The 25,387-nt window shown below is 64.9% G+C and carries 27 protein-coding genes; 15 read left to right on the forward strand and 12 right to left on the reverse strand.

Translation table 11 applies throughout. From position 1 onward, the window contains the following. Positions 1 to 52: 52 nt before the first annotated feature. From cydC to purT, 7 genes are all read right to left on the reverse strand, one after another. Positions 53 to 1,750 carry a thiol reductant ABC exporter subunit CydC gene (gene cydC, locus ACE04A_RS24980; protein WP_485820641.1) on the reverse strand — a complete coding sequence of 566 codons (1,698 nt, stop codon included), beginning with the start codon at positions 1,748 to 1,750 and terminating at the stop codon, positions 53 to 55. Then, the gene (cydD, locus tag ACE04A_RS24985; protein WP_448718332.1) at positions 1,747 to 3,420 is read right to left on the reverse strand and encodes a thiol reductant ABC exporter subunit CydD; all 1,674 of its coding nucleotides are present in this window, start codon (positions 3,418 to 3,420) and stop codon (positions 1,747 to 1,749) included. Before cydD ends, cydC begins: the two co-directional genes overlap by 4 nt. A gap of 77 nt (positions 3,421 to 3,497) precedes the next feature. Continuing rightward, on the reverse strand, positions 3,498 to 3,623 hold the full coding sequence (cydX, locus tag ACE04A_RS24990) for a cytochrome bd-I oxidase subunit CydX (protein ID WP_042796116.1): 126 nt from the start codon (positions 3,621 to 3,623) through the stop codon (positions 3,498 to 3,500). Positions 3,624 to 3,637: 14 nt separating this feature from the next. Then, positions 3,638 to 4,792: a cytochrome d ubiquinol oxidase subunit II gene (gene cydB / locus ACE04A_RS24995; RefSeq protein WP_485820642.1), complete on the reverse strand. Its 1,155-nt coding sequence runs from the start codon at positions 4,790 to 4,792 to the stop codon at positions 3,638 to 3,640. Positions 4,793 to 4,806: 14 nt separating this feature from the next. Next, positions 4,807 to 6,381: a cytochrome ubiquinol oxidase subunit I gene (locus tag ACE04A_RS25000; RefSeq protein WP_259250960.1), complete on the reverse strand. Its 1,575-nt coding sequence runs from the start codon at positions 6,379 to 6,381 to the stop codon at positions 4,807 to 4,809. Between the two features lie 128 nt (positions 6,382 to 6,509). Continuing rightward, positions 6,510 to 7,055: a GbsR/MarR family transcriptional regulator gene (locus tag ACE04A_RS25005; RefSeq protein WP_279994319.1), complete on the reverse strand. Its 546-nt coding sequence runs from the start codon at positions 7,053 to 7,055 to the stop codon at positions 6,510 to 6,512. A 193-nt stretch (positions 7,056 to 7,248) separates the two neighbouring features. Continuing rightward, positions 7,249 to 8,466 (reverse strand): formate-dependent phosphoribosylglycinamide formyltransferase, encoded by a 1,218-nt coding sequence (gene purT / locus ACE04A_RS25010; RefSeq protein WP_448718331.1) that lies wholly within the window; start codon positions 8,464 to 8,466, stop codon positions 7,249 to 7,251. 107 nt (positions 8,467 to 8,573) lie between these two features. Between purT and ACE04A_RS25015 the strand changes: the two genes are divergently transcribed. From ACE04A_RS25015 to ACE04A_RS25055, 9 genes are all read left to right on the forward strand, one after another. Beyond that, positions 8,574 to 9,563 (forward strand): KpsF/GutQ family sugar-phosphate isomerase, encoded by a 990-nt coding sequence (locus tag ACE04A_RS25015; protein ID WP_259250964.1) that lies wholly within the window; start codon positions 8,574 to 8,576, stop codon positions 9,561 to 9,563. After that, positions 9,560 to 10,168 carry a KdsC family phosphatase gene (locus ACE04A_RS25020; RefSeq protein ID WP_404976388.1) on the forward strand — a complete coding sequence of 203 codons (609 nt, stop codon included), beginning with the start codon at positions 9,560 to 9,562 and terminating at the stop codon, positions 10,166 to 10,168. The genes ACE04A_RS25015 and ACE04A_RS25020 overlap by 4 nt, the downstream gene beginning before the upstream one ends. Before the next feature lie 37 nt (positions 10,169 to 10,205). After that, a complete protein-coding gene (gene lptC, locus ACE04A_RS25025; protein WP_259250967.1) occupies positions 10,206 to 10,838 on the forward strand; it encodes an LPS export ABC transporter periplasmic protein LptC in 633 nt (210 codons plus the stop codon). After that, positions 10,835 to 11,455: a lipopolysaccharide transport periplasmic protein LptA gene (gene lptA / locus ACE04A_RS25030; protein ID WP_259250968.1), complete on the forward strand. Its 621-nt coding sequence runs from the start codon at positions 10,835 to 10,837 to the stop codon at positions 11,453 to 11,455. Before lptC ends, lptA begins: the two co-directional genes overlap by 4 nt. A gap of 33 nt (positions 11,456 to 11,488) precedes the next feature. After that, a complete protein-coding gene (gene lptB / locus ACE04A_RS25035; RefSeq protein WP_050446226.1) occupies positions 11,489 to 12,283 on the forward strand; it encodes an LPS export ABC transporter ATP-binding protein in 795 nt (264 codons plus the stop codon). A gap of 222 nt (positions 12,284 to 12,505) precedes the next feature. Beyond that, positions 12,506 to 12,844, forward strand: a complete 339-nt coding sequence (hpf, locus tag ACE04A_RS25040; protein ID WP_050446225.1) for a ribosome hibernation-promoting factor, HPF/YfiA family — start codon at positions 12,506 to 12,508, stop codon at positions 12,842 to 12,844. Positions 12,845 to 13,223: 379 nt separating this feature from the next. Beyond that, positions 13,224 to 13,679: a PTS sugar transporter subunit IIA gene (locus ACE04A_RS25045; RefSeq protein WP_259250969.1), complete on the forward strand. Its 456-nt coding sequence runs from the start codon at positions 13,224 to 13,226 to the stop codon at positions 13,677 to 13,679. A gap of 19 nt (positions 13,680 to 13,698) precedes the next feature. Then, positions 13,699 to 14,625, forward strand: coding sequence for an HPr(Ser) kinase/phosphatase (gene hprK, locus ACE04A_RS25050; RefSeq protein WP_006216298.1), 927 nt, complete (start codon positions 13,699 to 13,701; stop codon positions 14,623 to 14,625). Positions 14,626 to 14,647: 22 nt separating this feature from the next. Then, complete coding sequence (locus ACE04A_RS25055; protein WP_448718328.1) at positions 14,648 to 16,087, forward strand: aminotransferase-like domain-containing protein; 1,440 nt, start codon at positions 14,648 to 14,650, stop codon at positions 16,085 to 16,087. A gap of 6 nt (positions 16,088 to 16,093) precedes the next feature. On the opposite strand, the gene ACE04A_RS25060 is transcribed toward ACE04A_RS25055, so the two are convergent. Further along, positions 16,094 to 17,374 carry a cytochrome c gene (locus ACE04A_RS25060; protein ID WP_448718425.1) on the reverse strand — a complete coding sequence of 427 codons (1,281 nt, stop codon included), beginning with the start codon at positions 17,372 to 17,374 and terminating at the stop codon, positions 16,094 to 16,096. Between the two features lie 13 nt (positions 17,375 to 17,387). Then, a complete protein-coding gene (locus ACE04A_RS25065) occupies positions 17,388 to 18,197 on the reverse strand; it encodes a c-type cytochrome (protein WP_448718327.1) in 810 nt (269 codons plus the stop codon). A 184-nt stretch (positions 18,198 to 18,381) separates the two neighbouring features. On the opposite strand from ACE04A_RS25065, the gene rapZ reads away from it, so the two are divergent. Both rapZ and ACE04A_RS25075 read left to right on the forward strand, forming a co-directional pair. After that, positions 18,382 to 19,254, forward strand: coding sequence for an RNase adapter RapZ (gene rapZ, locus ACE04A_RS25070; protein WP_100857552.1), 873 nt, complete (start codon positions 18,382 to 18,384; stop codon positions 19,252 to 19,254). Then, the gene (locus tag ACE04A_RS25075; protein WP_448718326.1) at positions 19,251 to 20,207 is read left to right on the forward strand and encodes a septal ring lytic transglycosylase RlpA family protein; all 957 of its coding nucleotides are present in this window, start codon (positions 19,251 to 19,253) and stop codon (positions 20,205 to 20,207) included. The genes rapZ and ACE04A_RS25075 overlap by 4 nt, the downstream gene beginning before the upstream one ends. Positions 20,208 to 20,254: 47 nt before the next feature. Here the strand turns inward: ACE04A_RS25075 and ACE04A_RS25080 are convergent, their stop codons facing one another. Further along, on the reverse strand, positions 20,255 to 20,839 hold the full coding sequence (locus ACE04A_RS25080; RefSeq protein ID WP_448718325.1) for a methylated-DNA--[protein]-cysteine S-methyltransferase: 585 nt from the start codon (positions 20,837 to 20,839) through the stop codon (positions 20,255 to 20,257). 3 nt (positions 20,840 to 20,842) lie between these two features. Then, on the reverse strand, positions 20,843 to 21,778 hold the full coding sequence (gene rsmI, locus ACE04A_RS25085) for a 16S rRNA (cytidine(1402)-2'-O)-methyltransferase (RefSeq protein WP_485820643.1): 936 nt from the start codon (positions 21,776 to 21,778) through the stop codon (positions 20,843 to 20,845). Positions 21,779 to 21,844: 66 nt separating this feature from the next. Between rsmI and ACE04A_RS25090 the strand changes: the two genes are divergently transcribed. The 4 genes from ACE04A_RS25090 to ACE04A_RS25105 all read left to right on the forward strand — a co-directional run bounded on the left by ACE04A_RS25090 (position 21,845) and on the right by ACE04A_RS25105 (position 24,253). Further along, positions 21,845 to 22,327 (forward strand): YraN family protein, encoded by a 483-nt coding sequence (locus ACE04A_RS25090; RefSeq protein ID WP_259250979.1) that lies wholly within the window; start codon positions 21,845 to 21,847, stop codon positions 22,325 to 22,327. Positions 22,328 to 22,428: 101 nt separating this feature from the next. Then, a complete protein-coding gene (locus ACE04A_RS25095; RefSeq protein ID WP_013396736.1) occupies positions 22,429 to 23,022 on the forward strand; it encodes a phosphoheptose isomerase in 594 nt (197 codons plus the stop codon). Then, a complete protein-coding gene (locus ACE04A_RS25100) occupies positions 23,019 to 23,762 on the forward strand; it encodes a BON domain-containing protein (protein WP_100853929.1) in 744 nt (247 codons plus the stop codon). Before ACE04A_RS25095 ends, ACE04A_RS25100 begins: the two co-directional genes overlap by 4 nt. Next, positions 23,759 to 24,253: a peroxiredoxin family protein gene (locus ACE04A_RS25105; RefSeq protein ID WP_100853928.1), complete on the forward strand. Its 495-nt coding sequence runs from the start codon at positions 23,759 to 23,761 to the stop codon at positions 24,251 to 24,253. Before ACE04A_RS25100 ends, ACE04A_RS25105 begins: the two co-directional genes overlap by 4 nt. Positions 24,254 to 24,390: 137 nt before the next feature. On the opposite strand, the gene ACE04A_RS25110 is transcribed toward ACE04A_RS25105, so the two are convergent. After that, the gene (locus tag ACE04A_RS25110) at positions 24,391 to 25,179 is read right to left on the reverse strand and encodes a MetQ/NlpA family ABC transporter substrate-binding protein (RefSeq protein ID WP_279994310.1); all 789 of its coding nucleotides are present in this window, start codon (positions 25,177 to 25,179) and stop codon (positions 24,391 to 24,393) included. Between the last annotated feature and the right edge of the window lie 208 nt (positions 25,180 to 25,387).

Raw genomic sequence — 25,387 nt, forward strand, 5'->3', positions numbered from 1 at the left:
AAGGCGGGCCTGAAGAATTGAAGCAAGGCGAACTATAACCTTGCCACCGCGCTTAAGCCAGGATTGCCGCCGGCGATGACACGTCATGTAATCGTCCATTGCGCAATTGCAGGCAACGGTCCACCGCGCCCGGGGGCAATGCCGCGTGCGTGGCCAGCACCACGGTGCGTCCCTGCACCGCGCGTTCCAGGTCATTGAAGAAGTCAGCTTCCGCCACGGCGTCCAAGCCGGCGGTGGGTTCGTCCAGCACGATCACGGCGGCCGGCGACAGCAATGCGCGCGCCAGACACAGGCGGCGCGACTGCCCGGCCGACAATTGCGACCCCGTTTCTCCCGCCCAGGTGTCCAGCCCTTCCGGCAACGTGCGCACAAAGTCACCCAGCCGTGCCGCATCCAGGGCGCGCCACAGCGCCGCGTCGTCAGCCGTGGCGTCACCGATCAGCAGATTGGTGCGCAAGGTGCCCAGAAACACGGGCGCATCCTGCGACAGCAAGGCAATGCGTCGATGCCAGTCGCTTTGCATGGCGTCACGCGCGTCGCAGCCGCCAAAGCGCACCTGCCCCGCCTGCGGATCTTCCAAGCGCAGAATCAAGTGCAACAAGGTGGACTTGCCCTCGCCGCTGGCGCCCAGAATGGCCACGCGCTCGCCCGGTTCCACCCGCAGATCGATACCATCCAGCACCGTCGGGCTGGCGCCCGCCGACCGGGCGGGATAGCAAAAGCTGACGCCGTCCAGTTCCAGCGCGCCCCTCACAGGCAAGCTTCGCGGCGTGGCCGGGTCGTGCATGTCGGGCTGCGCCTGCGTAACGTCGCGGATGCGCGCCGCCGCCGTCATGGCCGAACCCATGCGCGAAGCTCCTCGCATGATCGGCCCCGCCACTTCAAAAATGCCGATGACGGCCAGCAGCAGCCCGGCCAGCACCGGCCCTTTGATGCCGCCCGCTTCGTGCGTGCCCAAGCCGAACCACAGCAATGCCAGCACCGACACGCCAGCGGCCACCTGCAAGAACCACTGCCCCCTTGCGGCAACGCGCGCCTGACTGCGGCGAGCCCGCGCACTGGCCTCGCACAAGCGTTCGAAATGCTCGGCCGTCTGCGCTTGCGCGTGCAACGCCACCATGTCCGCATGGCCATCCACTGCATCCAGGGTTGCCGCGCGCAACCCTGCCGCGCTTTCTTGCGCGGCCGCGCCCGGCTTGCGCGCGGCGCGCAGCAGCCACAGGGGCACCAGCACGCAGGCAGTAAACAAAGCCAACGCGAAAGCCAGCGCGGCGGCAGGCACCCACATGCCCAACACCGCGGTCAGCACCGCACCGGCCAGCACGGCCGTCGCCAAGGGCGCCAACACAAACAGGAACACCGTGTCCAAGGCATCGACGTCACCCGTCATGCGCGCGACCAGATCGCCGTTGCGATAGCGCGCCAGTTGGCGAGGCGTCAAGCGGATCAAGGCGCCGAACACTGTGGCGCGCAAGTCCGCCAGCAGACGCAAGGTAGCCGAATGGCCCACCACGCGATCCGCATAACGGGACACGATGCGCAGAAAGGACAGCCCGCGCACCAGCGCGGACGGCGCAAACAGATTGAAGACACCGCCTGCGCCCGCGATCGCGGCGCCGGTCAGGAACCAGCCGGAAACGCCCAGCAGGCCAACACCGGCGGCAACGGTTGCCAGCGCACAGAACAATGCGAGTAAAAGCCCGCTTTTACGGCGCGCATACAAGGGCAACAGCAACAACAGATTCTTCATGCGTCTTCCACTTTCCCGTCCGCCACGCGCACGACACGGCCCAGGCGCGCCGCGACCGCCGCAGAGTGCGTGGCCAGCAGCAAGGTGCGGCCGACGGAGAACTTCAGGATTTCATCCAGCAGCCGCGCCTGAGTCGCTTCATCCAGATGCGCCGTGGGTTCGTCCAGCAGGATCAGGCCAGGGTCACGCAGGAACAGTCGCGCCAGCGCCACGCGCTGCGCCTGCCCGCCCGACAAACCCTGGCCCCGGCTACCCAGCGACGTGTCCAGGCCTTGCGGCAGCGCGGCCGTGAATTCCAGCACGCAGGCACGGCGCGCGGCTTCCTGTACATCAATGTCGGACGCGCCAGGGCAACCCAGCCGGATGTTGTCGGCGATGGTGCCGGCCAGCAGTTGCGGCGTCTGCCCAATCAAGGCGACCCGCCCGCGCAATGCGGCTTCGTCCCAGTCGGCCAAGGGTAGGCCGTCGATACGGATATCACCCTGGCTGGGGCGCAGCCGCGCAATCGCTTCGATCAATGTGGACTTGCCAATGCCGCTAGGCCCCATCAACGCCACGTGCTCGCCGGGCGCCAGCGTCAGCGAGGCCTCGGACAACACGGCGTGCGCCCGGCCCGGCGCCAAGATGGTCAAGCCTGACACCGCCATACCCGCCGCGCCTAACGACGTCGCCGCCGTGCCAGGGGTGCCATGCATCGGCTTGGACTCGGCATCCTCTTGCGGCAGGCCATCGAACAAGACGGCGATCTGCGTGACGGCGGCCAGCGCCGTGGCGCGGTCGTGATAATGCGCCGCGAATTGACGCAGCGGCGCGTAGACCTCCGGCGCCATCAACAGGCAGAACAAGCCCGCCTGCAACGTCAGCGGCGACCAGCGCACATCCAGAAAGCCCAGGTACGTCAAGCCGATATACACGGCCACGCCCGCCACGCCCAAGGCCGCAAAGAACTCCAGCACGGCCGACGACAGGAACGCAATGCGCAGCACCGACATCGTGCGTTGGCGCAACGCATCGCTGGCCGCCACGACCGAGGCCGCTTCGGCGTCGGCACGACCATAGAGCTTCAGCGTGGACAAGCCACGCAGACGGTCCGCGAAGAAGCCGGACAAGCGGGCGAAGGCGCGCAGATGACGGCGGCTGGCGCCTTGCGCGCCCCACCCAACCAGGGCCATGAACAGGGGAATCAAGGGCGCGGTGATCAGCAGCACCAGCCCGGCAATGACATCCACCGGCAGCAACAACACCGAAAACGCCACCGGCAACATGGCAGCTGCCGCCATGGCGGGCAGGTACTTGGCAAAGAAGCCATCCAGCGCTTCAACCTGATCCACCACCGCGCTGGCCAATTCGCCAGACGCCTTGCCACGGCTCCAGTACGGCCCCTTGGCGACCATCCGCGCAAACAGCGACTGGCGCACGTGGCGCTTGATGCGTTCGGCCGCGTCCGCGCCCGCGCGCTCGCCCGCCCAGGTGATGGTGGCGCGCACCAGCATCAAGGCGGCGATGCCGACAATGCTGGCCAACAATTCCTGGCGCGGCACGTCTTGCATGATCGCCGCGTCCAACACGCTGGCCAGCAACCATGCCTGAACCACCAGCAAGGCGCCGCTGACAAGCGGCGCGGCGCCTGCCAGCATCAACGGAAGCCTGGCCGACTTGGCAAGCGTCATCAACCACCGCGACTGCTCGCGCGGCGGTTTCTGCAAACTGGCCGAAGGATCGTGCTCGAGGCTGCTAGCGCCGCCGCTCACTCGTCGTTACGGCTGGCGCGCGGGTCATGCGTATGACCTTCGCGCAGCTCGAACCACATTGCATTCAGGATGGCGAAGGCACACGCCAAACCCAGACCGAGTATCCACGAGAAATACCACATGGAGTGGACTCCTTTTAGTATGAGTTGGGCGTGTCGCCCACGGATTCATGGGTGACCTTGCCGCGCATCACGCGATACACCCAGGCGGTGTAAAGCGTGACGATCGGCAGGAACACGGCAACCGCGATCACCATGATCCACAGCGTCAGTTGGCTGGACGATCCGTCCCAGATGGTCAGGCCGGCCTGCGGCTTGGTCGACGACGGCATGACGAACGGGAACAGCGCAAAACCCACCGTCAGGATCACGCCGGTGATCGACAGCGACGACGCCAGGAACGCCAGCATGTTGGCGCGCACGCTCAAGAGCAGCACCACCAGCAGCGCGCCGGCCACGCCCAGCGCGGGCGCAATCCACATCAAGGGCCAGGTGGCGTAGTTGGCCATCCAGGCGCCGGTCTGCACCGCCACGGTCTTGAGCATGGGGTCCGACGGCCCATTCGCGTTGACCGCGCTGGTGATGGGGTGGCCGCCAATGCCGCCGGCAACCCAGAACCCGCCCGCGACGAACAGCGCCGCGGTCAGCAAGCCCGCCAGCCGCCCCCAGTTGCGCGCGCGGGACGACACGGGGTCGTCAGTGCGCCAGGCCAGCAGCACCGCGCCGTGCATGGCCAGCATCACCACGCTGAGCACGCCGGCCAGCAAGGCGAACGGCGCAAAGAGCTGATAGAAATGCCCTTCGTAGATGGGCCGCAGCGTCACCGGGTCGAACGTGAACGGCACGCCCAGGATGATGTTGCCCATGGCCACGCCAAACACCAGCGAAGCCACCACGCCCGAGAAACACAGCACGCCGTCCCAGCTATTGCGCCAGCGCGTGCCTTCCATCTTGCTGCGGTACTTGAAGCCAACGGGGCGCAGGATCAGCGCAATCAGCACCAGCATCATCGCCAGGTAGAAGCCGGAGAATGATGCGGCATACAGCAAGGGCCAGGCGGCAAAGATGGCGCCGCCCGCCGTGATCAGCCAGACCTGGTTGCCTTCCCAGACCGGGCCGACAACGTTGATGACAATGCGGCGTTCGGCGTCGGTCTTGGCCACCACGGGCAGCAAGGCGGCCACGCCCAGGTCAAAGCCGTCCATCACGGCAAAGCCGATGAGCAAGGCGCCCAGCAGCACCCACCAGATCACCCGCAAGGTGCCATAGTCGAAAGGAATAAGGGTATCCATCTGCTTCTCTCCCCTTAGGCGCGCACGGCGGCGCGCACAGGATCGGCGGCGGCGTTGCCCGCCACCGGCCCATCGGATTTCGGACCCGCCTTGATGGCGTGCAACATGACCTTCACGCCGATGATCAGCAAGACGGTGTAGAGCACCAGGAAGATGGCCAGGCTGATTGCCAGGTCGGCAATGGTCAGGCCGGATGCCGCGTAATACGTGGGCAGCACCCCTTCGATCACCCAGGGCTGGCGGCCGTACTCGGCCACGAACCAGCCGCTTTCAATGGCGACCCAGGGCAACGGCAGGCTCCACAGCGCCACCTTCAGCAGGCCCCGGCGGCTGTCCAGACGCCCGCGCGAGGCCAGCCAGAAGGCCACGCCGAAGAACAGGATCAGGTACATGCCCACCGCCACCATGATGCGGAACGCCCAGAACAGCGGCGCCACGTTCGGCACGGTGTCAATCGCGGCCTGCTTGATGTCGGCCTCGGTGACCTTCGTCATGTCTTCCTGGTAGCGCTTGACCAGCAGGGCGTAGCCCAGGTCCGGCCAGGTCTTGTCGAAGACCATGCGCGCGTCCACATCCTTGGGATTGGCGCGGATCTTCTGCAAGGCGTCATACGCCACCATGCCGTCACGGATGCGGTTTTCGGCGCGCAGGATCAGGTCGTTGATACCCAAGAGCGGCGTGGTCAGCGAACGGGTGCCGATGATGCCCATGACGTACGGGATCTCGATGGCGAAGTCGTTCTTGCGCTCGGCCTGGTTGGGAATGGCGAACAGGTTGAAGGACGCGGGCGCGGGCTCGGTCTCCCACATGGACTCCATGGCCGCGATCTTCATCTTCTGATGCTCGGTGGTGAGGTAACCGCTTTCGTCACCCAGCACCACCACCGACAACGCACCGGCCAAGCCGAAGCTGGCAGCCACCGCCATCGAGCGCTTGGCCAGGTCGGTATGGCGGCCCTTCAGCAGATACCAGGCGCTGATCGACATCACGAACATGGCCCCAGCTACGTAGCCGGCGCTGACCGTGTGCACGAACTTCGCCTGCGCCACGGGGTTGAAGATCACCGAAGCGAAGTCGGTCATCTCCATGCGCATGGTGTCGGGGTTGAAGATGGCGCCCACCGGGTTCTGCATCCAGCCGTTGGCGATCAGGATCCACAGCGCCGAGAAGTTGGTGCCGAACGCCACCAGCCAGGTCACCACCAGGTGGCTGACCTTGGACATGCGGTTCCAGCCGAAGAAGAACAGGCCGACGAAGGTGGCTTCCAGGAAGAAGGCCATCAGCCCTTCCAGCGCAAGCGGCGCGCCGAAAATATCGCCAACGTAGTGACTGTAGTAGGACCAGTTCATACCGAACTGGAATTCCATCACCACGCCGGTGGCCACACCCAGCGCGAAATTGATGCCGAACAGCGTGCCCCAGAACATGGTCATCCGTTTCCAGATGGGGCGGCCGGTCATGACGTACACGCTTTCCATGATGGCCAGGATGAACGACAGGCCAAGCGTGAGAGGGACGAACAGGAAATGGTAAAGCGCGGTCGCGGCAAACTGGAATCGCGACAGGTTGACGACATCAAGATCAATCATTGGGGCGCTCCCAAGCAGTCGAGACACCGCGGCAACCGGCATGGTTCCCAGGCCGACTCTGGCGCCATGTTAAGGGCGATGGATACAACTTCATAGCGGTTTCCTGAAAAGTTCGGGCGCATGGCAGCTCAGTCCTTGCCCCGCAGTTTGCCGGCGAAGCCAAGCACCTTTTGCACTTGCGAACCCAGTCGCATGAGCTTTTGCAAGGTCTCCGGGGGCAGGCGTTGAACCTCATCGAACCATCCGGAAGACAGTTCGATGAGCTCCAGCATTTCGGTCATGCGTTGTTGCGCGTAGGCGTCATTGGGCCCTGATGGTGTTTCAAGCAAGGTGTCGCGCAGCAGGGTCAGGGTGGGATTGATTTCGCGCTTGCGCTTTTCTTCCATCAGGATGCGGAAGATTTCCCAGACGTCTTTGGGCGTCTCGAAGTAGTCGCGGCGGTCGCCCACCTGGTGCACCAGCTTGACCAGGCGCCACGACTGCAACTCTTTCAACCCCAGGCTGACGTTTGAGCGTGAGAAGCCCAGCGTCTCGGCGATCTCGTCGGCATTCAGCGGTTCGGGGTGCAGGAACAGCAGGGCGTAGATCTGGCCGACGGTGCGGTTCACGCCCCAACGGCTACCCATTTCGCCAAAGTGCAGGACGAAACGTTCGTTTTGAGGGGTAAGAACCATGAATTCGACGCCAAAGAATCAACATAGCGGCGTCTCTGATAAATCCAGTTACGCCACTTTCAGAAATTTCTGAAATTATCGAACAAACTGTGTGATAGCGCAAACCGTGGTTGCAGAAAGCCAAACAGCCACCGGCCCTGGGGCGCGGTGGCTGTCATCAGGGCCGAGGCCCTACAGGATTCAATCGGGCAGGTCAGCCGGCCTTGACGGCGACGGCGGCGGAAACGCGCTTGGCCTTGGCGCGCGCGGCGGCCACGTCCTCGGCCACGGCCAGGCCCACGCCCATGCGGCGCTTGACGAAGGATTCCGGCTTGCCGAACAGGCGGATGTCTGTGCCCGGCTCGGCCAGCGCTTCGGCCACGTTGTGGAACGACACGGCGGCGGCGTCCACGCCACCATAGATAACGCTGCTGGCGCCGGGCTGGCGCAGGCTGGTGTCCACCGGCAGGCCGAGCAACGCGCGCGCGTGCAGTTCAAATTCGTTCTGGGTCTGGGTGATCATGGTGACCATGCCGGTGTCGTGCGGACGCGGGCTGACTTCCGAGAACCAAACCTGGTCCCCCGCAACAAACAGCTCAACGCCGAAGATGCCCAGGCCGCCCAAATCGGACGTGACGGCCAGGGCGATTTCCCGGGCGCGTTCCAGCGCGGCGGGCGACATGGGGTGCGGTTGCCAGCTTTCCACGTAGTCGCCGTCAACCTGTTTGTGGCCGATGGGTTCGCAATACCGGGTTTCGACCGTGCCGTCGGCGCCACGGGCGCGCACCGTCAGCAGCGTGATTTCGTAGTCGAAGCGGATGAAGCCTTCAACAATGGCCCGGCCACCGCCCACCCGGCCGCCTTCCTGAGCGTAGCGCCACGATTGCGCCACGTCATCGGCGCTTTTGATCACCGACTGGCCCTTGCCGGACGACGACATCACCGGTTTGATGACGCAGGGGTAGCCGATGCCGCCGTCGATGGCGGCCCGCAATTCTTCCTCGGTGTCGACAAAACGGTAGGGGGACGTGGGCAGGCCCAGCGTCTCGGCCGCCAGGCGCCGGATGCCCTCGCGGTTCATGGTCAATTGGGCGGCGCGGGCGGTCGGCGTCACGCGGGCCACGCCCGCCGCTTCCAGTTCCACCAGCAAACTGGTGGCAATAGCCTCGATTTCGGGGACAATAACGTGCGGCCGCTCTTGCTCGATGATCTTCTTCAGGGCGTCCGCGTCGGTCATGGAGACCACATGCGCGCGGTGCGCCACCTGATGGCCCGGCGCATCGGCATACCGATCCACCGCAATGACTTCCACGCCCAGCCTTTGCAGGGCAATGATGACCTCTTTGCCCAACTCGCCGGATCCGAGCAACATGACTCGGGTGGCCAGGGGGGACAGGGGCGTGCCAAGAACGGGGCTGGAGATGCTGGACATGGAATGGGCCGGGATAGAAGGATTTGAAAGCCGTTGAAAAAAGTTCCGCCAGGATGCCATACGCCCCTGCCGGGGGCAAACCCGCACACTGATATTAAAATCCCTGAATGACTGATCATCCCATCACATCGTCCGATGCCGCGCTGGCATCTGCACGCAGAACGTTGCAAGTCGAAAGCCAGGGTCTGCTGGACCTGTCCGCGCGGCTGGACGACTCATTCACCCAGGTCGTCGCCATGCTGCTGGCCTGCCGGGGCCGCGTCGTGGTCACCGGCATCGGCAAGACCGGGCACATCGCCCGCAAGATCGCCGCGACGTTCGCCTCGACCGGCACGCCCGCTTTCTTCGTACACGCCGCGGAAGCCGTGCATGGCGACCTGGGCATGATCACGCAGGATGATGTGGTGATTGCCGTGTCGTATTCCGGCGCAGGCCAGGAATTGCTGACCATCCTGCCCGTGGCCCGGCGCATGGGCGCCAAGCTGGTGGCGATTACCGGCAACCCGCAATCTGAGCTGGCCCTGTTGGCCGATGTGCACCTGGACGGCAGCGTGGCGCAGGAAGCCTGCCCGCTCAACCTGGCGCCCACGGCCAGCACCACGGCCGCGCTGGCTTTGGGCGACGCCCTGGCGGTTGCCTGCCTGGAGGCGCGCGGCTTCGGCCCGCAGGATTTCGCGCGATCCCACCCCGGCGGCGCGTTGGGCCGCCGCCTGCTGACCCACGTGCGCGATGTCATGCGCCAGGGCAACGCCCTGCCCATCGTGCTGGCGGGCACCCCCGTGTCGCAAGCGCTTGAAGTGATGTCCGCCAAGGGCATGGGCATGACGGTCGTGACCGACGCCCAACACCGGCCGCTGGGCATCTTCACCGACGGCGACTTGCGCCGCCTGATCGCCCGCCATGGCGATATCCGAAGCTTGACCGTGGAGGCCGGCATGACCCGGTCGCCACGCAGCATCCCCCCCGACGCGCTGGCCGCCGAGGCCGCCCAGCACATGGACGAGCTGCGGCTCAGCCAGATGCTGGTACTGGACGCCGACGGCGCGCTGCTGGGCGCATTGCATATGCATGATCTGATGGCCGCTAAAGTGGTATGACTATGACTCTTCCTGCTTCCGTGACTCACCCGGCCGAAGCGCTGGTCCTGGCCCGCATCCCCGCCACCGTGCGCGATCGCGCCGCCGCCGTACGCCTGATGGTGTTCGACGTGGACGGCGTGCTGACCGACGGCAGCCTTTATTACGGCGAAGGCGGCGAATTGCAAAAGCGGTTCCACGCCCTGGACGGCCATGGCTTGCGCCTCTTGATGGAAGGTGGGCTGGGCGTGGCGCTGATGACGGGCCGTTCTGGCCCCATCGTGGCGCGTCGCGCCGCGGAACTCGGCATCTCTGAAGTCATTCAGGGTGTGCGCGACAAAGGTTCGGCACTGACCGAACTTGCGCAGCGCGCCGGTGTCCAACTGAATCAAACCGGCTACATGGGCGATGACATCATCGACCTGCCGGCCATGCAGCGCGCCGGTTTTGCGGCCAGCGTGCCCAACGCACCCGGCTACGTCAGCCAGGCGGCGCATTGGGTCTCCACGCAGCACGGCGGCAGCGGCGCGGTGCGCGAATGCTGCGACCTGCTCCTGGCATCCCAAGGACGCCTGGGCGCGTTCCTGGCGGCGCCGGGCCTGTTAGGCCCGGGCGCCATCCAATGACGGCCCCGAACCCCGACACGCCCTTGCGGCGACACCGATGAAAGAACGTTTTCCTTCCCTGATCGCGCTGTTCCTGCTGCTGGTGCTGGTCACCAGTTCATGGTGGGCCGCCGATTACGCGCAGCGGGCCATCCAGGTCGACCCGCCCCGCCGCGTCACCCACGAGATGGACGCCTGGTCGCGCGATTTCGTCATGTTGCGCACGGACCCCACCGGCCGCCCGATCAACCGGCTGGAAGGCGAATATGCAGAACATTTCCCCGACGACGATTCGTATCACATCACCGCGCCGCGCGCGGTGGGCCAGCGCGAGGCCAACCCGGTAACGGTAGGCGTGGCGAAAACCGCCGTGATGGAGCAAGGCGGCAAGCGCATCGTCATGAATGGCGACGCCCATGTGCACCGCCAGCCCGACGCCAACAACGACATGCTCGACGTGCGCAGCCAGCAGTTGATCATCCTGCCCGATGAAGACGTGGTCTTCACCGACCTGCCCGCCGAGGTCATCAAGGGCCGTTCGCGTATGAATGGCAAGGGCATGCACTACAACAACAAGACACGCCAATTGCAGGTGTCCGCGTCGACGGATGTTGAGATTGCCGGTTCCGAAGGCAAGCAACAGCGCCGCACCGAGATTCCCGCCAACAACACTGACCAAAAGAAACCATGACCGACCTTCGGACTCTCTTTGCCCCGACGACCCGCCTGCTGGGCGCCGTCCTGCTGTCGGCCTCGGTGCTTGCGCCCGCCTACGCGGCGGAACCCGCGGCCAAGCCGGCCGAAGAGCCCAGCACGCTGATCCTGTCGGACACGCTGCACTACGACGACGTCAAGAAGCAAAGCGTTTTCACCGGCAACGTCAACATGACGCGCGGCCTGATGACGCTGACCTCCGACACGCTGGAAATGCACGAGGACGCCCAAGGCGGCCAGTACGGCACGGCCACCGCCAACAAGGGCAAGGTCGTGACCATCCGTCAGGAACGCCCGGATACCTTTGAACTCATCGAAGGCAAAGGCTTGCGCGCCGAATACGATGGCACGAAGAGCACGTTTGATCTGATCGGACAGGCTGTCGTGGTCCGTTACGTCTGTGGCAAACCGTTCGACACGATTCGCGGCGAACGGATACGCTACAACGAAAAAACCGGCACCTACGAAGCCCAGGGCGGCCCCAACTCGGCTGCGGCGGGCGGCCGCGTGCGTTCGGTTGCCGAACCCCGCGCCAAGTCCGATGCCGCCGTCGCGGAATGCCGCAAGCAGCAAGCCGCCAAGAAAGGGCGCTAAAAGCGCCCCCCACGCAACACACTCGCACCCACGATGAATCAACCTTCTGTGCCCACCCCCGTGACCTCCGCCCCTTCCGGGGTCAAGCAGGGCAGCCTGCGCGCAACCGGTTTGCGCAAGACCTATAACGGCCGGACCGTGGTGCAGGATGTGTCCCTGTCCGTGGTAAGTGGCGAAGTCGTGGGGCTGCTTGGCCCCAACGGCGCCGGCAAGACCACCAGCTTCTACATGATCGTGGGCCTGGTGCCCGCGGATGCGGGTCGCATTGAAATCGATGGCGCCGTCATTACCGCGATGCCGATCCACAAGCGCGCGCGCATGGGCCTGTCATACCTGCCCCAGGATGCGTCCGTCTTCCGCCGCCTGACGGTCGAACAGAACATCCGCGCCGTGCTTGAACTGCAAGTGGGCGCTGATGGCCGTCCGCTTTCCACGCCCAAGATCAATGAGCAGATGGAAGCCCTGCTGGAAGAACTGCAGATTGGCCATATCCGCAGCAATGCCGCGATTTCGTTGTCCGGTGGCGAACGGCGCCGCGTGGAAATCGCGCGTGCCCTGGCCACCAGCCCGCGCTTCATCCTGCTGGACGAACCCTTCGCCGGCGTGGACCCCATTGCCGTCATTGAAATCCAGCGCATCGTGCGGTTCTTGAAGGGCCGCGGCATCGGCGTGCTGATCACCGACCACAACGTGCGCGAAACGCTGGGCATCTGCGACCGCGCTTACATCATCAGCGAAGGCAAGGTGCTGACTGACGGCCACCCCGACGAAATCGTGGGCGATCCGGCCGTGCGCCGCGTGTATCTGGGCGAGCACTTCCGCATGTAACCGGCACCTGGGGAAGACCCCTAGTTCCCCTACGGGAACGGGTCAATACACCCTAGGGCGTCCGCCATAAAAATGCCATGTTCTTGCGCTAGGTCAGCTTGTTTTATCGGCCCGAGTCTATACACTAGTACTAAACGTAGCCACCCAATCAAGGAGAACGCCTAACGACCTCACCGCGCATTTCGCGCAACCATTTTTTCTCTTTTAGAAGGAGAGCACACTATGAACCTGAGCATCTGCGGTCGTCACCTCGACGTCACCCCGGCAATCCGGGAATATGTCATGAACAAACTGGCGCGAGTGCTGCGGCATTTCGATCACGTCATCGATACCCAGGTCATGCTCTCGGTAGAGCCCCTGCGGCATAGAGCCGAAATCACCATGCGTCTAAGCGGTAAGGACATTCATTGTGAAGCAACCGATGAAAATCTCTATGCAGCCATAGACCTTCTTGCTGACAAAGTCGACCGTCAGGTCATCAAGCACAAGGACAAGGTACGAAGTCACTCAGCGGAGTCCGTGAAGCGGCAAGCGGCGAACCTTTCGCCACCCCAGCAGTAACGCGCTTCATGATCACTCGCTCTGAGCGATACGCTAAACAGCGATTGTAAAAATCCTGCCTAAGTCCCGGTGTCCCGCTAGACGTCAGTCCAGCCGGGGCATCGGCAAAGCTCCCCCGCAGTACCCTCCGCAGTATCCCCCCAAGATTTGTCCCCGAAATCCTCGGCCCCCATTGGTGCCCTAGGTCTTTGCATCGCGCATTCCTGCGTGTTTTGCAGCCGAGTCCCGCGCCCCTCGGGTTGGCCCGCATGCCGTAACGCCCACAATGCGCCGCGATCAGACTATGCTGTCGCTCTTGCCGTACCGTTCGCCGCCCAGTGCATGGGCGCGACGCAAGGCCAATTTATTGCACTGCGTCATATAACCATATAATGATCCGATGAATCATTTGTCGCGCATCCTACCCGCCGGCAACGTCGTGCTCGATATGCTCGCAACGAGCAAGAAACGGGCGTTCGAACAAGCTGGCCTTCTTTTTGAAAACAATCATGGCTTGGCACGCGCGCTCGTGTTCGACAGCCTGTTTGCCCGGGAACGTCTTGGCTCCACTGCCCTTGGGCAGGGCGTGGCCGTTCCGCATGGCCGCGTGAAAGGACTGGAGCAGGCGCTGGCGGCATTCATCCGCCTGGCCCAGCCCATTTCGTTCGACGCGCCCGACGGGCAACCGGTGTCGATGCTGCTTTGCCTGCTAGTGCCGGAAACGGCCACGCAACAGCACTTGGACATCCTGGCCGAACTGGCGCAACTGATGTCGAACAAGGCATTGCGTGAAGCGCTGGCCACCGAGCCCGATCCGGCCATCGTCCACAAAATGCTCACGACCGGCAAACTCTGACCCTCGCGGACACGCAGCCATGCTAACGGTGCAGGAACTCGTCGACGACAACGCCGACAAAATCCCCTTTAACTGGATATCCGGCCAAGGCGCCGCGGACCGCGCCATTCCCGATGACGGCATGGCGGCCGCCGACCTGGTTGGCCACCTGAACCTGATCCACCCGTCCCGCATCCAGGTGTTCGGGCAGGAAGAGCTGGCGTACTACACCCGCTTCGACCTGCGCCGCCGCATGCACCACATGGACGAGCTGTTGATTGGCGGCGTGCCCGCCATTCTGCTGGCCGACGGCCTGACGCCCCCGCAAGATCTCGTGGACCAATGCGACCAGCACCAGGTGCCGCTGCTGTCCACTCCGGTGGCGGCCGCGCAACTGATCGACCTGCTGCGCATCTACCTGGGCAAGAAGCTGGCACCCACCACCACCGTTCATGGCGTGTTCCTGGACGTGCTGGGCCTGGGCGTGTTGATCACTGGCGAATCGGGCCTGGGCAAGAGCGAACTGGCGCTGGAACTGATTTCGCGCGGACACGGCCTGGTGGCCGACGACGCCGTGGAATTCTCCCGCACCGCGCCCAACATGATCGAAGGCCACTGCCCGCAACTGCTGCAGAACCTGCTGGAAGTTCGCGGCCTGGGGCTGCTTGATATCCGCACCATCTTCGGCGAGACCTCCGTGCGCCGGAAGATGCGCCTGAAGCTCATCGTGCATCTGGTGCGCGCCACCGCGCAAGACAAGTTCGAACGCCTGCCGCTGCAAGACATCACGCAAGACATGCTGGGCCTGCCCGTGCGCAAGGTGATGCTGCAAGTGGCAGCCGGCCGCAATCTGGCCGTGTTGGTGGAAGCCGCTGTGCGCAACACCATACTGAAGCTGCGCGGCATCGATACGCTGGGCGAGTTCATGGAACGCCAGGCCATGGCTATCCTCCAAAGCAGCAAGTGAACGCGCGTCGCCTTGCGGCACCGTGAGCCTGTACGAAACCCTGGCCGGCGAGATCGCCAAGTCGATCCGCGACGGCGTCTTGCGCGTCGGCGACAAGCTGCCTTCCGTGCGGCATGCTTGCGCCACGCGGGGCGTCAGCCCGTCGACGGTATTCCAGGCCTATTACCTACTTGAAGCGCGCGGCCTGATCCGCGCCCAGCCGCGTTCGGGCTATTACGTGCACGCCCCCGCCGAATCGCTGCCACCCGAACCCGGCGCATCCAGCCCAGACGGCGAATCAACCGAACTCGCCATCAGCGAGCGCATCTTCGACATCCTGGACTCCGTGCGCAACCGCGACGTGACGCCACTGGGATCCGCCTTTCCTTCCCCGCTGCTGTTCCCGCTGCCGCGCCTGGCGCACGCCATGGCCGCGCACCTGAAACGCCAGGATCCGCTGGATACGGTCGAAGACCTGAGCCCCGGCAACCCGGCGCTGCGTCGCCAGATTGCGCTGCGCTACCTGATCGGCGGCATGAACGTGCCCGCCAGCGACATCGTCATCACCAACGGCGCGCTGGAAGCACTGAACCTGTGCCTGCAGGCCGTCACCGCACCCGGCGACATCGTGATGGTCGAGGCGCCCACGTTCTATGGCGCCTTACAGGCGCTGGAGCGCCTGGGCCTCAAGGCGTTGGAAGTGCCGACTCATCCGCGTACCGGCGTGGACCTGGACGCCATGGAGTCCGCCATCAAACGGCACGCGCCGAAGGCTTGCTGGCTGATGACGCAGTTCCAGAACCCGCTGGGCAGCCTGATGCCGGAAGACAGGAAGCGGCAACTAGTTGAGCTATTACTCCGCCACGACATCCCGCTGATCGAAGACGACGTGTACGGCGAACTGTATTACGGCGCCGTGCGGCCGGTGCCGGCCAAGGCCTACGACAAAGATGGGCTGGTGCTGCATTGCTCGTCGTTCTCCAAATGCCTGGCGCCTGGCTACCGCATCGGCTGGGCCTCGGCGGGCCGATACTCTCGGCGCGTAGAGCGCTTGAAATTGTCATCGACGCTGTCCGCTTCGGGCCCGGCGCAAGGCGCCATCGCCGAATACCTGGAACAAGGTGGCTACGACCGCCATCTGCGCCGCTTGCGTCAGACCTTGCACGCGCAGCAAGCACGCATGGCTGATGCCATCGCCCATGCATTTCCCGCTGGCACGCGCGTGACTCGCCCGCAAGGCGGCTTCTTCCTGTGGGTGGAACTGCCCGCGGCGGTGGACGCGCTGGCGTTGCATCGCGAGGCCTTGGCGCACGGCGTAAGCGTGGCGCCAGGGCCGATTTTTTCGGCCAGCAGCCAGTTCACAAGCGCCCTGCGCCTGAACTACGGCCATCCCTGGGACGCAGCCCATGAAGAGGCGATCCGCGTGCTGGGTGACCTGGCGCATCAGCATCAGGCCCGCGCGCGGTCTACCGCGCGGCGCTAGCCGGCCTTAGTTCAAGGTGGACGACGCGCGCGCCCGCTTGACCTCAAGCGCGGTGACGCCGCCCGCTTCGTTGCCCCAGCTATTGCGGATGTAGGACACCAGCATGGCGATGTCGCTGTCGTTCAGCATCTGGCCAAACGGCGGCATGCCATGGGGCCGGGGATTGGCGGCCGTGGCGGGGGCATAGCCGCCATCCAGCACCATGCGTATGGCGTTGACCGGCGACGGCGCCGTCACCGTCGGGTTACCCGCCAACGCCGGCCACGCGGTGCCGCTGCCCTGCCCTTGCGGCTGATGACATTGCGCGCAATGCTGGCGATAGATCTTGCTGCCCAATTCCATTGCCGCGGGCGCAGCCGCCGCCGTTGAGCGCGGTGTGGAAGCCGGCGTGGCCGGCAGAGACTTGATGTAGACGCCGATCGCCAGCGCGTCGTCGTACGTCAGGTGCTGCGTGCTGCCCAGCACCACTTCGGCCATCGGACCGCTGGCGCTCGAATGGGCCGAGATGCCGGTCTTGAGCAAGGCGGCGATGTCGGCCGCCGTCCAGCGGCCCATGCCGGTCTGCCTATCGTTGGTGAGCGGCGGCGCATACCAATCCAGCACGGGAATGATGCCGCCGGTGAACGCATCGGACGATCGGGTGGCCCCCAGACTGTTGCGGGGCGTATGGCAGGCGGCGCAGTGCCCCAAGCCTTCGACCAGATAGCGGCCCCGGTTCCATTGCACCGATTGCCCCGCGTCGGCCTCTTGAACGCCCGGCTTGAAGTACAGCGCACGCCACGCGACCAGCAAGGCGCGCTGGTCGTAGGGGAACGCCATGTCGGGCGGGCGATTGGGCTGGCTGACCGGCGGCACGCTGCGCAGATAGGCGTACAGGGCGTCGGCATCGGCCCGCGTGACACGGGTGTATTCGGTGTAGGGGAAGGCCGGATACAGCAGCGTGCCGTCCTTGGATTTACCGTTGTGCAGCGCTTGCCAGAAGTCGTCGGCGGTCCAGGTGCCAATGCCCGTTTTTTCATCAGGCGTGATGTTCGGACCGTACACCGTGCCGAATGGCGTGGGGATCGGCGTGCCGCCCGCCAGCGCCTTGCCGCCCCGGCTGGTGTGGCAGGCCATGCAGTTGCCGGCCAGCGCCAGATAGCGGCCGCGCTCGACCAGCGTGCCCGCGTCCGCCGTGGCGGCGGGGCCCGTGCTGGTGTCGTCGCGGGTGCCCAGCCAAACCATGCCGCCTACCGTCACGACACACGCCAGCAACACCAGAGTCAGGATTTTCTTCAGCAGTTTCATCATGGCCCCCGGATCAGCGTTGCGCCTGGCTGCCGCATTCCGCGGGCAAGCGTAGCGACCCCGCGCTTTCAGGCGCATAGGGCTCGGTGATGGGCTGTGACGACAGCCACGCCGCCAGGGCGCCGATGTCGACAGGGGTGAGCTTGTTGGCGATGTCGGCCATGCAGTCCGGCGCGGCGGCGCGGCGCAGCCCGGTCTTCCAACTGCCGATCTGCGAACCAATGTAGTCGCGCGGCAAACCCAGCAAGCCAGGGATGGCGGGCATCAGGCCGCTGAGCGCGGCGCCGTGACAGGACGCACAGGCAGGCAGGCCACGAGCCGCGTCGCCCTGCAAGGCCAGCTTGCGGCCGGCCTCCAGCGTGGCACTGGAAACTTCCGCGCGCGGCGGCGGCGGATAGGGCACATGCTGCTCGGAAAAATACGCGGCCATCTCGCGCAGATAGTCGTCGGGTAGACCCGCCAGCAGATGCGACATGGGCCGGTACTGACGGCGGTCGTCGCGGAAATTCAGCAACTGGTGGTACAGGTATTCCTGCGGCTTGCCGGCCAGGCGTGGGTAGTAGCCGTCGGCGCCGGCCCGGCCCTGCGCACCATGGCAGGCGGTACAGGCCGCGACGCGGGCCGCCATGGTGTCGGGCTGCAAGGTATCAAGCGTCGATGCATCGGGATTCGCGCTGGCGGCGGCGGAAGCCGACGTGGCGGGCGCCGCTGGCTGCGCGTTCAGGGGGCTTGTCGTAAAGACAACAGCAGCCGCCGCCAACACGCGGAAAATCGCCCCAAACCGCGGCAGTGAAACACTACGAAAGGAAATGAGCGCTAACATCTAGGTCGAATTCCTATCCCCCGAAAGCATGACGGCGGGGCTGGTCAGTGAGTCGATCAAGTATCCGGCCCGTAAGCTTAAGCGATGGGGCAAGAAAGGGTACAGGCGCAGATTCCCGATTTACGGCCATATCAGATGTCATCCCGCCTGCATCGTCCTGGAAAAGCGTGCCACAATCATGTCCATGTTGAAAGTCGTCCTAGTCACCGGTATCTCAGGTTCGGGAAAATCAGTTGCCTTGCGCATGCTTGAGGACGCCAGCTACACCTGCGTCGACAACTTGCCGGTGCGCTTCCTGACCGAATTCATCGCCAACGCACGCGACGAAGGCTTGGAGCGCGTGGCCGTGGCCATCGACGTCCGCTCGCCCGGCGAACTTGCCGAACTGCCCGACGTGGTCACCGCGTTGCGCGCCATGGGCACCAGCCTGCGCGTGGTCTTCCTGGACGCCAATACCTCGACGCTGGTGCAGCGCTACTCGGAATCGCGCCGCCGCCATCCTCTTACCGATCGCCTGCAACGCGGGGGCACGCCGCCTTCGCTTGCCGACTGCATTGCGCTGGAACGTGAACTGCTGGCGCCGCTGCGCGAGCAGGAACATGTGATCGACACCTCGGACCTGACCCCGGGCCAGTTGCGCGCCTGGATCCGCGACCTGATCCAGGCCGACCGCGCGCCGCTGGTGCTGACCTTCGAATCCTTCGCCTACAAGCGCGGCGTTCCCGGCGACGCCGATCTGGTGTTCGACGTGCGCTGCCTGCCCAACCCGCATTACGACCGCAACCTGCGGCCGCTGACCGGCCGCGACGAACCCGTTGCCACCTGGCTGGCCGGTTACGAGCAAGTGGGGCAGATGGTCGACGACATCGCCGGCTTCCTGAACCGCTGGCTGCCGCAATACACGCAGGACACCCGCAACTACCTGACCGTGGCAATCGGCTGCACGGGCGGCCAGCACCGCTCGGTCTATGTGGTGGAGCAGTTGGCGCTGCGCTTCGCCGACCACGACCCCTTGCTGGTGCGCCACCGAAACCAATTGCCCACCGAATCCGCATGACCCTGTCTCGCCCGCTACGCCTGATCCTGATGCTGTTGCTGGCCATTGCCGTGGCCGGTTGCTCTTCCACCGGGGGACGCAAAAAGGGCGGCGGGTACTACAAAGACGACGGCCCGGACGCCAACCCGCCGTCGAACCTGGATCAGGTGCCGGACGCGGTGCCCCGCATCGAACCCTATGCCAGCGGCGCCAACCGGCCCTATGTGGTTTTCGGCAAGCGCTACGTGCCGGACACCAGCGGCCAAGCGTATAAGCAACGCGGCCTGGCATCCTGGTACGGCAAGAAGTTCCACGGCAATTCCACGTCTATCGGCGAGTCCTACGACATGTACGCCATGACGGCGGCCCACACGACGCTGCCGCTTCCCAGCTATGCGCGCGTCACCAGCCTGGTCAACGGCAAGACGATCATCGTGCGCGTGAATGACCGTGGGCCGTTCCATAGCGACCGCATCATGGATTTGTCCTACGTGGCCGCCTACAAGCTGGGCATCATCGGACCGGGTAGCGGGCAGGTTGTGGTCGAGAGCATTCCGCAGGAAGAGATTCGACGCCTGGCCTCGCAAGGAACGCCCGCGGCGCCGGAACCCGATTCCGCCACGGGCTCCTTGCCCGTCCAGGCGCCGTTGAGCGCCGCGCCGGTGGCGTTGACGGCAGAACCCTTGCCCGGCCCCGCCGCGGGTTCGGCCCCGGTACGCCAGGCGCCGGCAGCCGGCATCGGCAATGTCTATCTGCAAGTGGGCGCATTCAGCCAGGCCGGCAATGCGCAATCGCTGGTTGCCCGCATCAATCCGCAACTGAGCGCGGCGGGCGCACCGCCGGCCCAGGTGGATCAATCCAACAACCTGTACCGGGTCAGAATCGGCCCGTACCCCGACCGCCAGAGCGCGTTGAACGCAGTGCCGGTCGTATCCGACCGCATCGGCATCCTGCCCAGCATCGCCACGCAGTAAACGCGGGCGGCTTTCGGGCTTACCAAGGCAGCTTTACCAAGGCAGATTCACCAGGGCAGCTCGGCTTGCCCGTCGCAGACGCGGCGCGCGCGCGGGTTGCGGCTGACATAGCGGTTGCCTTCGTGGGCCAGCAGCGCCTGCTTGCGCGGGAGCCCGCCGCCAAACCCCGTCAGCGAGGTATCGGCGCCAATCACGCGGTGACAGGGAATGATGATGATGATGGGGTTGCGGCCGACCGCGCCGCCGACCGCCTGCGCGCCCTTGGGCCGCCCCACGCTGCGGGCCAGATCGCCATAGCTGGCAAGCTTGCCAAAATCCAGCGCGCACAATGACTGCCAGACCTTGTGTTGGAACGCGGTGCCGACCGGGTCCAGCGCCACATCGAAAGCGCGGCGCTTGCCCGCGAACCATTCGTCCAGTTCGCGCCGCGCCTGCTCCAGGATGGGATCGGCATCGGTGTGCGTCCAGCCTTCAGGCGACGGCAGCGATTCCTGGTCCGTGAACCAGGCGCCCCGCAGGCCTTTCGGGCTGGCGACCAGACGCAGCTCCCCCAAGGGGGTAGGCATGTCGCGGTAGGCCAAGGGTTCCAGCGGATCGGCGGGTTTTTTCGACACGATTGTTGGGTACGCCATGGCTTACTCCGCCGACTTCTTGCGCGACAGCGCCCGGTTGTACAACACGTCACGCGGCTGGCCCGTGACTTTGGCGGCGACCCGCGCGGCGTCGCGCACGGACAGCGATTCCAACAGCGCGTCCAGCAACACGTCGGTGCGCGGATCGGCGTCCACGTCGATTTCCTGCTCGACGGCGGCATGCGCGATCAGCACGAATTCACCCTGTTCGCGGTGAGCGTCGGCAGCCAACCAGGCCGCCGCTTCGCCCATCGTGATGGTGGCGATTTCTTCAAAGCGCTTGGTGAGCTCGCGCGCCACGGTCAGTTGCCGATCGGGGCCGCAGACTTCCAGCAGGTCCGCCAGCGTGGCGGCCAGCCGGTGGGGGGATTCAAACATCACCACGGGTGCGGGCAAGGCGCACCACGAACGTAGCCAGCGCTGGCGGGCCACGGCCTTGGGCGGTGGGAAACCGGCAAAGGCGTAGGCGGGATTTTCGTCGGTGGTAACGCCGCTGCCCATCAGCGCCGCAATGACGGCGCTGGGTCCGGGCACGGGCACGATCGCGAAACCGGCCTCGCGCACGGCGCGCACCACGCGCGCGCCGGGGTCGCTGACGGCGGGCGCGCCCGCGTCCGACACCAGCGCCACGCGCTGGCCTTGGGCCAGGCGTTCACAGATGGCTTGTGCGGCGGTGGCTTCATTGTGGCGGTGCGCGGCCATGAGCGGCGTGCTGACGCCCCAGGCGTCCAGCAAGGTGCGGCTGGCGCGCGTGTCTTCGGCGGCGATCACGTCGGCGCGTTGCAGGGCATGCCAGGCCCGCAGCCCCAAGTCGCCCAGGTTACCGATCGGCGTGGCCACGACGTACAGCGTCGACGCGGGCCAATGCTGCCCCGCCACGCGGTCGGCTACGCGGCTCCAGGCATCGCCACCGGGCGGGGGTGAGACATTTTGATTCATTGCAGCCTACTGACACGGAAAACCATGTCAGTGTAGCCGCCAATCCCCGCCATCTTCGGAGCCTGCATGACGGACGATACCTTGCGCCTGGCCTGCGAACTGGCGCTGGCCGCCCGGCGTCGCGCGGACAAACGGCGGCGTCGCAGCCGGCCGCCGCCCGCCCCTGGCGACACGCCGGTGCGGCGCTCGCCCATGCAGCGCCGGGGAGACCACCACGAAGACGCCGCGTTGCGGCTGCTGCAAGCCCGCGGCCTGGTCTTGCTGGCGCGCAATCTATGGACACGGGCCGGTGAGATCGATCTGGTCATGCGCGACGGCAACACGCTGGTCTTCGTTGAAGTGCGCGCCCGCGCACACACCCGCTACGGCGGCGCGGCGGCAAGCATCGGCCGCGACAAACAGGCTCGGCTGGCCCGCGCGGCCGCGCACTGGCTGCCGGAACTGGCGCGGAGGCATTGGCAGGGGGTGGCCCCCCCCGCCCGCTTTGACGCGGTGGTGTTCGACGCCGGCCATCCGCAGTGGCTGCGCGGCGCGTTTGTGCTGCCGTAGCCCGATGCGCAGGCAGGGTCCGGACACGCCGGTAACGATGTGCCGCACAGTCGTTACGCATGGACAGAACGGCACGACGGCCCCGTGAGATAATCGCGCCCATGGATATGACCTCTCGTATGACGTCGCACTTTCGCGACGCCATGGCTGCGTGCGAACAAAGTATGAACGTCCTGGCGGAACCGCTGGCAGTGGCGGTCGACGTTCTATTCGGCGCCCTGGCGAACAACGGCAAGATTCTGGCTTGCGGCAACGGTGGCTCGGCCGCCGATGCGCAGCATTTCATCGCCGAACTGGTGGGCCGCTTCGAACGCGAGCGCCTGCCCCTGGCGGGCATCGCGCTCAATACCGACACCTCGATTCTCACCGCCGTCGGCAACGACTACGGCTTTGATGAAATCTATGAACGCCAGGTCAACGCCTTCGGGCAGGCCGGCGACGTGCTGGTGGCCATCTCGACCAGCGGCAATTCCCCCAACGTGGTGCGCGCCATGGAAGCCGCCAGCGCCCGCGAAATGCACGTGTTGGCCCTGACGGGCAAGGGCGGCGGCGTCATGGGGGAACTCATCACGCCCATGGACGTCCATCTATGTGTTCCCAGCGACCGCACCATGCGGATCCAGGAAGTCCATATTCTGCTGCTGCACGCGCTGTGCGACGGCATCGACGCTCTTCTGCTTGGAGACACCGAATGATTTCTGACGTCAGAACCGCAGTTCGCCCCCTGATGCTCGCGGCGGCACTGTCCACCGCCGCGCTGTCGCTGTCGGCCTGCGCGCCACTGATCGTGGGCGGCGCGGCCGCCACCACGGCGGTCGTGGTTACCGACCGCCGCACCTCCGGTGTCCAGCTTGAAGACCAGAACATTGCCTTCAAGGCGCAAAGCCAGATCTCGCAAAAGCTGGGCGACACCGCCCGCGTCAACGCCATGGCCTATGGCGGGCACCTGCTGCTGACGGGCGACGTGCCCTCCGAGCAGGCCAAAGCCGAAGCGACCACCATTGCGCAAGGCATCGAAAACGTCAAACAGGTGATCAACCAGTTGAATGTCGGCCCCATCGCCTCGTTCGGCACGCGCTCGAACGACACGTGGCTGACGTCCAAGGTCAAGACCGCGCTGATCAACACCAAGTACGTGCCGTCCGGCACCATTGCACTGACGACCGACAATAGCGTCGTCTACCTGATGGGCAAGCTGACCCAGGCCGAAGGCGACTACGCGGCCAACGCCACGGCGGATGTCGGTGGCGTGGTCAAGGTGGTTAAACTGTTCGAGACCATCAGCCGCGAAGAAGCGATCCGGCTGTCCAACAGCAGCACCCGGGACGCCTCCACAGAAACCAAAGCGCCTATTCAAAGCGGCGCCGGCGCAGCACCCAGCGACAACAACGCGGCCGGCACGAGCAATGGCGTTGAAGCAATGCCCATCAAATGAAAAAAGCCATCGTAGCCCTGGCCGTCCTGGTGGCGGTAGGTATCGGCGCCTGGTTCGTCTGGCGCCCTGCCCAGACCGCGCCCGACGTCACCTTCACCACGCTGGAAGGCAAAACCTTTTCGATGCAGGACCTGCGCGGCAAGGTCGTGCTGGTCAAATTCTGGGCAACCAGCTGCGTGACTTGCGTGAAGCAGATGCCGGAAGCCATCGCCGCCTATAAGGAATACGCCGCGAAGGGCTATGAAGCCGTGGCGGTCGCCATGAACTACGACCCGCCCAACTTCGTGCTGAACTTCGCTGAACAGCGCAAGCTGCCGTTCCCGGTGGCGCTGGACACCAAGGGCGATATCGCCCGCGCGTTCGGCGACATCCGGCTGACCCCCACCGCCTTCCTGATCGACAAGCAGGGTCACATCATCAAACGCTATCTGGGTGAATACGACGTGGCCGAATTCCACGCCACCGTGGAAAAGGCGCTGGCGGCAGGCTGATCGCGCTGGGTTTGCGCGTGTGGTTGCCTGCGCGTTTCTCCGGTTGCTCCGTTTCCCGCTCCCAAAACAAAACCGCCCAAAGGGCGGTTTTATTTTTGCCCGACCGAATCAGCCGGATCAAGCGGGATCTGCCAGGCTCAAAACGCCGGAATCACCGCGCCCTTGTACTTTTCCTGGATGAATTTCTTCACGTCCGGCGAATGCAGCGCATCCACCAGCTTCTTGATGCCGGGTGCGTCCTTGTTGTCCGAACGGGTGACCAGGATGTTGGCGTAGGGCGAATCGGCGCCCTCGATGAACAGCGCGTCTTTCGTGGGGACCAGGCCGGCTTCCAGCGCGTAGTTGGTGTTGATCAAGGCCAGGTCCACATCGTCCAGCGCGCGCGGCAGCATCGCGGCTTCGAGTTCGCGGAATTTCAGCTTCTTGGGGTTCTCGACCACATCGGCCGCGGTGGCCAGGATGTTGGACGGGTCCTTCAGCTTGATCACGCCCTGCTTTTGCAGCAGTACCAGTGCGCGGCCGCCGTTGGACGGATCGTTCGGGATGGCGACCGTGGCGCCGTCCTTGAGCTCGGTCAGGCTCTTGATCTTCTTGGAATACCCGCCAAAGGGCTCAACGTGAACCAGCGCTACCGGCACCAGCGTGGCCTTGCGGTCTTTGTTGAACGAATCCAGATACGGCTTGTGCTGGAAGAAGTTGGCGTCCAACTGCTTGTCCGTCAATTGCAGGTTGGGCTGCACGTAATCGCTGAACACCTTGATGTCGAGCTCGACGCCCTGCTTGGCCAACTGCGGTTTCACCACTTCCAGGATTTCGGCGTGGGGAACCTGGGTCGCGCCCACCACCACTTTTTCTGCATGGGCGGCATGGGCCGCCACCAGGAAGGCCGATGCCACCAGGGCAGACCGGACGAAGTTCAAACGCATGTGTTGCCTCTTTTATAGGATGAAAATAGGGGACTGATTCTCAGCGAGCCGGATTCACCCCCTTGTGCGGGGCTCCGCTGTCTGGAAAACGCACCCAATTTACCTGAATGCCGGTTATTTGTCGGGCATATGAACATGGGTTTTAGGCATATGAAACGCGGGGGTACTACAATCCGTCGTATGCTTGCGCTACCGCGTTCCGAACGCG

It is taken from the genome of Achromobacter colocynthidis (genome assembly GCF_057334535.1).

Bases quoted from the DNA above. Each gene is read 5' to 3' on its own strand.
- cydC (WP_485820641.1), bottom strand. From the start codon at position 1,750: ATGAAGAATCTGTTGTTGCTGTTGCCCTTGTATGCGCGCCGTAAAAGC.
- cydD (WP_448718332.1), bottom strand. From the start codon at position 3,420: ATGACGCTTGCCAAGTCGGCCAGGCTTCCGTTGATGCTGGCAGGCGCC.
- cydX (WP_042796116.1), bottom strand. From the start codon at position 3,623: ATGTGGTATTTCTCGTGGATACTCGGTCTGGGTTTGGCGTGTGCCTTC.
- cydB (WP_485820642.1), bottom strand. From the start codon at position 4,792: ATGGATACCCTTATTCCTTTCGACTATGGCACCTTGCGGGTGATCTGG.
- ACE04A_RS25000 (WP_259250960.1), bottom strand. From the start codon at position 6,381: ATGATTGATCTTGATGTCGTCAACCTGTCGCGATTCCAGTTTGCCGCG.
- ACE04A_RS25005 (WP_279994319.1), bottom strand. From the start codon at position 7,055: ATGGTTCTTACCCCTCAAAACGAACGTTTCGTCCTGCACTTTGGCGAA.
- purT (WP_448718331.1), bottom strand. From the start codon at position 8,466: ATGTCCAGCATCTCCAGCCCCGTTCTTGGCACGCCCCTGTCCCCCCTG.
- ACE04A_RS25015 (WP_259250964.1), top strand. From the start codon at position 8,574: ATGACTGATCATCCCATCACATCGTCCGATGCCGCGCTGGCATCTGCA.
- ACE04A_RS25020 (WP_404976388.1), top strand. From the start codon at position 9,560: ATGACTATGACTCTTCCTGCTTCCGTGACTCACCCGGCCGAAGCGCTG.
- lptC (WP_259250967.1), top strand. From the start codon at position 10,206: ATGAAAGAACGTTTTCCTTCCCTGATCGCGCTGTTCCTGCTGCTGGTG.
- lptA (WP_259250968.1), top strand. From the start codon at position 10,835: ATGACCGACCTTCGGACTCTCTTTGCCCCGACGACCCGCCTGCTGGGC.
- lptB (WP_050446226.1), top strand. From the start codon at position 11,489: ATGAATCAACCTTCTGTGCCCACCCCCGTGACCTCCGCCCCTTCCGGG.
- hpf (WP_050446225.1), top strand. From the start codon at position 12,506: ATGAACCTGAGCATCTGCGGTCGTCACCTCGACGTCACCCCGGCAATC.
- ACE04A_RS25045 (WP_259250969.1), top strand. From the start codon at position 13,224: ATGAATCATTTGTCGCGCATCCTACCCGCCGGCAACGTCGTGCTCGAT.
- hprK (WP_006216298.1), top strand. From the start codon at position 13,699: ATGCTAACGGTGCAGGAACTCGTCGACGACAACGCCGACAAAATCCCC.
- ACE04A_RS25060 (WP_448718425.1), bottom strand. From the start codon at position 17,374: ATGAAACTGCTGAAGAAAATCCTGACTCTGGTGTTGCTGGCGTGTGTC.
- ACE04A_RS25065 (WP_448718327.1), bottom strand. From the start codon at position 18,197: ATGTTAGCGCTCATTTCCTTTCGTAGTGTTTCACTGCCGCGGTTTGGG.
- rapZ (WP_100857552.1), top strand. From the start codon at position 18,382: ATGTTGAAAGTCGTCCTAGTCACCGGTATCTCAGGTTCGGGAAAATCA.
- ACE04A_RS25075 (WP_448718326.1), top strand. From the start codon at position 19,251: ATGACCCTGTCTCGCCCGCTACGCCTGATCCTGATGCTGTTGCTGGCC.
- ACE04A_RS25080 (WP_448718325.1), bottom strand. From the start codon at position 20,839: ATGGCGTACCCAACAATCGTGTCGAAAAAACCCGCCGATCCGCTGGAA.
- rsmI (WP_485820643.1), bottom strand. From the start codon at position 21,778: ATGAATCAAAATGTCTCACCCCCGCCCGGTGGCGATGCCTGGAGCCGC.
- ACE04A_RS25090 (WP_259250979.1), top strand. From the start codon at position 21,845: ATGACGGACGATACCTTGCGCCTGGCCTGCGAACTGGCGCTGGCCGCC.
- ACE04A_RS25095 (WP_013396736.1), top strand. From the start codon at position 22,429: ATGGATATGACCTCTCGTATGACGTCGCACTTTCGCGACGCCATGGCT.
- ACE04A_RS25100 (WP_100853929.1), top strand. From the start codon at position 23,019: ATGATTTCTGACGTCAGAACCGCAGTTCGCCCCCTGATGCTCGCGGCG.
- ACE04A_RS25105 (WP_100853928.1), top strand. From the start codon at position 23,759: ATGAAAAAAGCCATCGTAGCCCTGGCCGTCCTGGTGGCGGTAGGTATC.
- ACE04A_RS25110 (WP_279994310.1), bottom strand. From the start codon at position 25,179: ATGCGTTTGAACTTCGTCCGGTCTGCCCTGGTGGCATCGGCCTTCCTG.